Below are 6,334 nucleotides of genomic sequence, written 5' to 3' on the forward strand. Positions count from 1 at the left end.
TGGCGTCGGTAACAAACCGTGCACCAAGGAGGCTTTTCCATGGACCCCGTCGTCCCGGCTCGCTGGCCGGCACTGCTCGTGCTCTGCGCCGGCAGCCTGATGATCATTCTGGACGGCAGCGTCGTCTCGGTGGCGCTGCCCGCCGTACAACGCGATCTGGGCTTCACCGCCGCCGGCCTGGCCTGGGTGGTCAACGCCTACCTGGTCGCGTTCGGCGGGCTGCTGCTGCTCGCCGGCCGCCTCGGCGACCTGCTCGGCCGGCGGCGGGTCTTCCTGGCCGGCGTCGCGCTGTTCACCCTGGCCTCGCTGGCCTGCGCGGTCGCCACCGGGCCCGGCCTGCTGGTCGGCGCGCGCTTCGGCCAGGGCGTCGGCGGCGCGCTGGCCATGGCGGTCAGCCTCGGCATGATCGTCCGGCTCTACCCCGAGCCGGCCGAGCGGGCCCGCGCGATCGCCGTGTTCAGCTTCACCGGAGCGGCCGGCGCGTCGGTCGGCACGGTGGCCGGTGGGGTGCTCACCGACCTGGCCGGCTGGCGGTCGATCTTCCTGGTCAACCTCCCGATCGGGGCGGTCATCCTGCTCGCCGCCGTCCGCCGGCTCCCCGCCGAGCGGGGGATCGGCCTGCGGGCGGGCCTCGACCTGCCCGGCGCGCTGCTCGCCACCGCCGGTCTGATGGCCGCGGTGCTGAGCATCGTGGGGACCGGCGAGCATGGCTGGACCAGCCCACGCACCCTCGGCGCGGCAGCGCTCGCGGTGCTGCTGCTCGGCGGGTTCGCCATGCGCCAGCGGGTGGCGGCCACCCCGCTGCTGCCGGCCCGGGTGCTGCGCGTCCCGGGCCTGGTCGCGGCGAACGCCGTGCAGTTCCTCACGATCGCCGCGTTCTTCGGCTTCCAGTTCCTGCTCGCCGTGGAGCTGCAACTGGTGCTCGGGCTGGACGCGGCCGCCACCGGCTGGGCCTTCCTACCCACCCCGGTGGTGATCGCCGCGGTGTCGCTCGGGCTGGCCGGCCGGCTGATCGCCCGGTGGGGTGCCCGGGCCGTGCTGCTCGCCGGGCTCGGCCTGGCTACCGTCGGCTTCCTGCTGCTCGCCCGGCTGGCCGCCGACGGTGGCTACCTCGCCGACGTTCTCCCCGCGATGCTGATCTTCGGGCTGGCCGGCGGCCTGACCCTGCCGGCGGTCACCACGCTGGCCATGGCCGGCGCGACCGACGCGGACGCCGGGCTCGCATCCGGGCTGGCCAACACCACCCAGCAGGTCGGCGGCGCGGTCGGGCTGGCGGCCCTGGCCACCCTGGCCGCCGCGCGCACCGACGGCCTGCGGGCCGCCGGCTGGGCCGAGACGGCCGCGCTGGCCGGCGGCTACCGGACGGCGTTCGCCGTCGCCGCCGCCCTGGTGGTCGCCGCACTGCTGGTGGCGCTGACCACGCTGCCCGGCACCCGGCGCGCCGACGCCGATCGGCACGTCCAGTTGACCGACGACGCCGGTGCCGGGAGGGTGAGCGGGTGAGTGAGGCTGAGGAGACCCGGGACGGCGTGGCCCTGACCAACCTGGACCAGCGGCTGTCCGACCGTGACGACGCGACCAAGCGCGACCTGGTCGACTACCTCGACGCGGTCCGGGACCGGATCCTGCCGCAACTGCGGGACCGGCCGCTGTCGGTGATCCGGGTCCGGCCCGGCCAGCCGCCGTTCATGCAGAAGAACCTGCCCCGCTACACCCCGGACTGGGTCCGCCGCGTGCCGGTGTGGGCGGAGGCGTCGCACCGCGAGGTCTCGTACGCCCTCTGCGACGACCGGCGCACCCTGCTCTGGTTCGCCAACCAGCGGGCGGTGGAGTACCACCCGACGCTGGCCACCGCACCGGACCTGCACCGCCCGACCCACCTGGTGCTCGACCTGGACCCGCCGGAGGGTGACGGGTTCGGCGCGGCGGTGGCCGCGGCGTTGCTGGTCCGCCGGGCGCTGGCAGACGCCGGCCTGACCGGGGCGGTCAAGACCAGCGGCGCCAAGGGCGTGCACGTGTTCGTCCCGGTGGCCGGCGAGCCCACGGCGGAGGAGTTGGCCGCCGCCACGCGGGCGCTCGCCGTCCGCGCCGAGCGACTCGACCCGGCGGTGGCCACCACGGCGTACATCAAGGAGGACCGGGGCGGCCGGGTCTTCGTGGACGCCACCCGCTCCGGCGGGGCGACCGTCGTGGCCACCTACAGCCCACGGCTGCGACCCGGGCTGCCGGTCTCCTTCCCGGTCGACTGGGCCGACCTGACCGAGGTGACCCCGGCGGACTTCACCATCCGGACCGTGCCGTCGCTGGTGGCCGACGGCGACCCGTGGGCGGCGCTGATGCCGGCGCCGCAGCAGCTCCCCGCCGACCTGGTGGCGGAGGGGCGGACCATTCCGGTGGCCCGCGTCCAGGCCATGCACGAGGGCAAGCGGCGGGCTCGCGCCCGCCGCGAAGCCGGCTGACGGTACGCCCGGGGGCGCCACCGGCCAGCCCGTGGTCTCCGCGGGCGAGGGCGCTCCCGCGGAGACCATCAGACGGTGGCGTGCCTCAGCTCTGGGCGCCGGCTGCGGCGATCGCGGCGCGTACCTGCTGGGCGAAACCGGCGACCGTGAAGCCGGGGCTGACGCTGTCGACCAGGACGAGGTCGGAGATCGAGTTGTTGACCCGCAGCGGCAGGATGGCCTGGTACTCGGCGGAGTTGTACCAGTTCTCGGCGTCGGCACGGCTCGGGAACTCCATCAGGACCACCGAGCCCGGCCACGCTCCCTCGATCACGTCCACGCCGCCCTGGGCGAGCCACCTGCCGCCGTACGGCTTGACGGTCGCCTCGACCTGCTCAAGGTAGGACAGGCCCTGCTCGTTGGGTACGTCGCCGGGGATGCGCAGGTGGTTGATCAGGTAGGTGCTCATGGTGGGCCTCCAGATTGTTTGGATTACGTTCGTAATCTAATCCCCCCAACTGCCGGACGCTCGCTTTAGATTTCCGATGTAATCTAAGTCTCGGGCCGGTGGTCGGCCCAGTGGGCGGGGAGCGGAATGGGCAGGGCAACACGGGCCGACGCGCTGAGGCATCGCGAGGACGTGATCGACGCGACCTCGCGGTTGCTCCGCGAACGCGGCGCCGGCGGCATGAGCGTGCAGGCCCTCATGGCGGCTGTCGGTCTCACTCAAGGCGGTTTCTACAAGCATTTCAGGTCGAAAGAGCAGCTGGTGGACATTTCCACCGCGAGGGCGTTCACGGAAATCCTCAGCTTCCTGAGAAGCACCATCGAGGACTTTCCCGACCGGGCTCGGGCCCGCGCCGAGCTGCTGCGGCACTACCTCTCGCCCGAGCATCGCGACTCGCCGGCAACGGGGTGCGCCAACACGGCCCTTGCCAGCGACGCCGCTCGCGCCGCGGCAGGCAGCCCCATGCGCGCGGCTTACGCGACGGGCGTCGAAGAGACCCTCGGTGCCCTCGCGGAGTGCGAAGAGGTGCGGGACGACGGCCGGGCCGAGTCGCGTCGCCGGGCGATCGTCGATCTCGCGACCATGGTCGGGGCGCTCACCCTCGCGCGCGGGACCCGCGAGACACCCCTGTCGGACGAGATTCTCCAGGTCGTCCACGAAGCCCTCGCTGCGCAGCACGAGCCGGGCAGTGGTGGCGGCGGTCCCGCTGCCGGGTCCGCCGCCCCTCCGCCGGCGCCCTGACCGCGCGGGTGGAACTCAGCGTCCCTGCAAACGCTTCACGTTGTCGCCGAACGTCCAGCCCTTCGACCCGTCCCAGTTCGCCGACCAGGTCATCAGGCCCTTGAGGCCGGGCAGACCGTTCCACGCCTGGGTGACCAGCGACGTGGACATGTAGCCGCCGCCCGCGCCGGTCTGCGCGGGCAGGCCCGGAACCTGCTTGTCGTACGGCACGCGGATGGTGGTCCCCTGGATCGTCAGGCCGTTGTTCAGGCACTGCGTCTGCACCGTGAAGCCCTGCACCGTGCCGGCGGGGTACGAGTCGCCGGCGCAGCCGTACATGCTGCCGTTGTAGTACTGCATGTTCAGCCACCAGAGCCGGCCGTTGTCCACGTACTTCTTGATGATCGGCAGGTAGGAACCCCAGATCGAGCCGTAGACCACGCTGCCGCCGGTGACGTAGGCCGTCTCCGGCGCCATGGTCAGGCCGAAGTTCGACGGCATCCGGGCCAGCACCCCGTCGATGATGCGGATCAGGTTGGCCTGCGACGTGGACAGGGTGTTGATGTTGCCACTGCCGGTCAGGCCGGTCTCGATGTCGATGTCGATGCCGTCGAAGTGGTAGGCCGTCAGGATCGGCACGATCGTCGCGATGAATCGGTCGGCGACCGCGCTGGAGCTCAGGTCGATGCCCGCCGCGGCCCCACCGATCGACATCAGGATGGTTGCGCCGGCGGCCTTGGCCTGGCACATCTCGGCCGGGGTGGCCACCTTGACGCCGGCGTCCATGCCGTTCTCCCAGAGCACCGTGCCGTCGGCGCGGATCACCGGGAAGGCCGCGTTGATCACGTTGTAGCCGTGCTGGCTGAGCCGGCTGTCGGTGATCGGGATCCAGCCGAGGCCGGGGTGCACGCCGTTGGAGGCGCCGTCCCAGTTCTCCCAGTAGCCCTGCAGCACCTTGCCGGCGGGCCGCGACTTCACCGCGCAGGTCCCACCGGTCGGCGGTGGCGGCGTGGTCGGCGGCGGTGGCGTGGTGGGTGGCGGTGGCGTGGTCGGCGGTGGGGTGCTTCCCGAGCACGCGCCCAGGTCACGCCACAGCGACGGGGTCGAGGCCGGGTTCCAGCCGGCGCCGGGGTGTGCGGTGTGGGTGACCAGAGCCTGGTAGAGCCGGCCGCCGTAGGTGACCTGCGCGCCCGCCGGGTAGGTACCGCCCTCGGCCCAGGCCGGCGCCGTGCAGACGACCATCGGGGCGGCGTCCGCCGAGGACACGGCGGCCACGCTGCTGGGGACGAAGGCGACGGCGGCGGCCACGGTCATCGCTGCCCCGGCGACCACTGCGAAAATCCGGCTCCTCATGGCTCACTCCCCAGGCTTCGACGACCCGCGACCTCCACATATTGACGTTCGTGACGTTTAATATCAAGGGTTGTTAACAGATTCGAGGGAGCGCCGAGCGGCCCGGCGCGCGGGAAGATCGCGCTCGATCCAGGAAACAGGGGGGTCGTCGATGCCGCGAGGCCACTACTTCCGGCATCGGGCGCGATCGTCGGGCTCGGCGCAGTGTGGTGGTGGCCTGGGAAGCGGCGAAGCCCGGGCCAACGGCCCGGGCTTCGGTGTTCTGGTGGTGCCCCCGGCAGGATTCGAACCTGCGCCCCCGCCTCCGGAGGGCGGTGCTCTATCCCCTGAGCTACGGGGGCTCAGCGACTGGAGAAGACTAGCAAACCTCCTCCGCGAACGCCGAATCGGTATCCGGTGACCCGATCGTGTCGCCGACCGCCCGATCGCCCTGGTGGTCAGGCCGCCGGAGTGCCCGAAACAGTCAGGCGGCGACCGCCCGGCCGCAGCTGGGCAGCGGGTGCAGCACGATCCGCCGGGGGAGTCGCCGTGGCCACTCGTTGCGCGGCCAGGAGCCGTCCACGATCAGGTGCACGGTGCGCTGCTCCTCGCCGCTGAGCCGCAGCACGAAGTCGCGGGGGAGCGGCGGGTCCACCGTCGGAGTGGTGATCATGAAGCGCACCCGGCCGCGGGACGAGACGGCGGAGATCACGTCGGCCGCCGGCATGGTGCCGCGCAACCGCACCCGCCCCATCCAGTAGACCTCGGCGAGGTGCTCCTGTGCGGCCCGGGTGATCGCCGGGTACTCGCTGCGTACCCAGCGCTCGACCGCGCTGACGCAGAGCCCGCAGGCCCGCTCGCGCGGCTCCCGCGGACCCAACCCCCAGGCCCGCAGGTACGCCCCGACCGCCCCCGCGTCCAGCGGCACGTCGAACCGGCGCTGGATGAGCGTGCCGAGGCTCTGCCGCGTCCACAGCTCCTCGTCGATGTCGAACTCGTCGGGGTGGACGCCCCGGAGCACGTCGATCAGTTCGAGTTCCTGTTCGCGGCTGAGCATTCCCGGCTCGCCCTGCCGCTGTCCGCGACGGACGGCTGCCACCGCCCCGTCACCGCCGATGGTGTGGCGTCGGCACCAGCTGGTGACCGAACGCCGTGCGTCTCTGAGTGCAACCCCCACGTCCTGCGCAACGAGCCCGAATCGCAACTGGTCACGATATGTGCGGAGAAAACTCTCTAAGCAACGTAATCGGTTGGACCGCCCAAAACACTCATACGGGATGATAAGGACGCGACGGCAGGTTTCTCACGCGGCGCGGGACCGCGCCCCCCCCGTGTA

The 6,334-nt window shown here is 72.2% G+C and carries 6 protein-coding genes and 1 tRNA gene; 3 read left to right on the forward strand and 4 right to left on the reverse strand.

Annotated features, from left to right (window positions below):
• The first annotated feature begins 39 nt into the window (after window positions 1–39).
• Together ACTWLT_RS14275 and ACTWLT_RS14280 are read left to right on the forward strand one after the other, a co-directional pair.
• Window positions 40–1,503, forward strand: coding sequence for an MFS transporter (locus ACTWLT_RS14275; RefSeq protein ID WP_445318777.1), 1,464 nt, complete (start codon window positions 40–42; stop codon window positions 1,501–1,503).
• Complete coding sequence (locus ACTWLT_RS14280; RefSeq protein WP_252418720.1) at window positions 1,500–2,459, forward strand: DNA polymerase domain-containing protein; 960 nt, start codon at window positions 1,500–1,502, stop codon at window positions 2,457–2,459. Before ACTWLT_RS14275 ends, ACTWLT_RS14280 begins: the two co-directional genes overlap by 4 nt.
• A gap of 85 nt (window positions 2,460–2,544) precedes the next feature.
• Here ACTWLT_RS14280 and ACTWLT_RS14285 read toward each other — a convergent pair whose 3' ends face one another.
• A complete protein-coding gene (locus tag ACTWLT_RS14285; RefSeq protein ID WP_445318778.1) occupies window positions 2,545–2,907 on the reverse strand; it encodes a DUF1330 domain-containing protein in 363 nt (120 codons plus the stop codon).
• 171 nt (window positions 2,908–3,078) lie between these two features.
• Between ACTWLT_RS14285 and ACTWLT_RS14290 the strand changes: the two genes are divergently transcribed.
• Window positions 3,079–3,687, forward strand: a complete 609-nt coding sequence (locus tag ACTWLT_RS14290) for a TetR/AcrR family transcriptional regulator (RefSeq protein WP_445318779.1) — start codon at window positions 3,079–3,081, stop codon at window positions 3,685–3,687.
• Between the two features lie 15 nt (window positions 3,688–3,702).
• Here the strand turns inward: ACTWLT_RS14290 and ACTWLT_RS14295 are convergent, their stop codons facing one another.
• The 3 genes from ACTWLT_RS14295 to ACTWLT_RS14305 all read right to left on the reverse strand — a co-directional run bounded on the left by ACTWLT_RS14295 (window position 3,703) and on the right by ACTWLT_RS14305 (window position 6,175).
• Window positions 3,703–5,019 (reverse strand): carbohydrate-binding protein, encoded by a 1,317-nt coding sequence (locus tag ACTWLT_RS14295; protein WP_445318780.1) that lies wholly within the window; start codon window positions 5,017–5,019, stop codon window positions 3,703–3,705.
• A 266-nt stretch (window positions 5,020–5,285) separates the two neighbouring features.
• Window positions 5,286–5,360: transfer RNA gene (locus tag ACTWLT_RS14300), tRNA-Arg, on the reverse strand.
• A gap of 122 nt (window positions 5,361–5,482) precedes the next feature.
• Window positions 5,483–6,175: a winged helix-turn-helix domain-containing protein gene (locus tag ACTWLT_RS14305; RefSeq protein ID WP_252418820.1), complete on the reverse strand. Its 693-nt coding sequence runs from the start codon at window positions 6,173–6,175 to the stop codon at window positions 5,483–5,485.
• Window positions 6,176–6,334 lie beyond the last annotated feature (159 nt).

It is taken from the genome of Micromonospora yongxingensis, assembly GCF_052601155.1.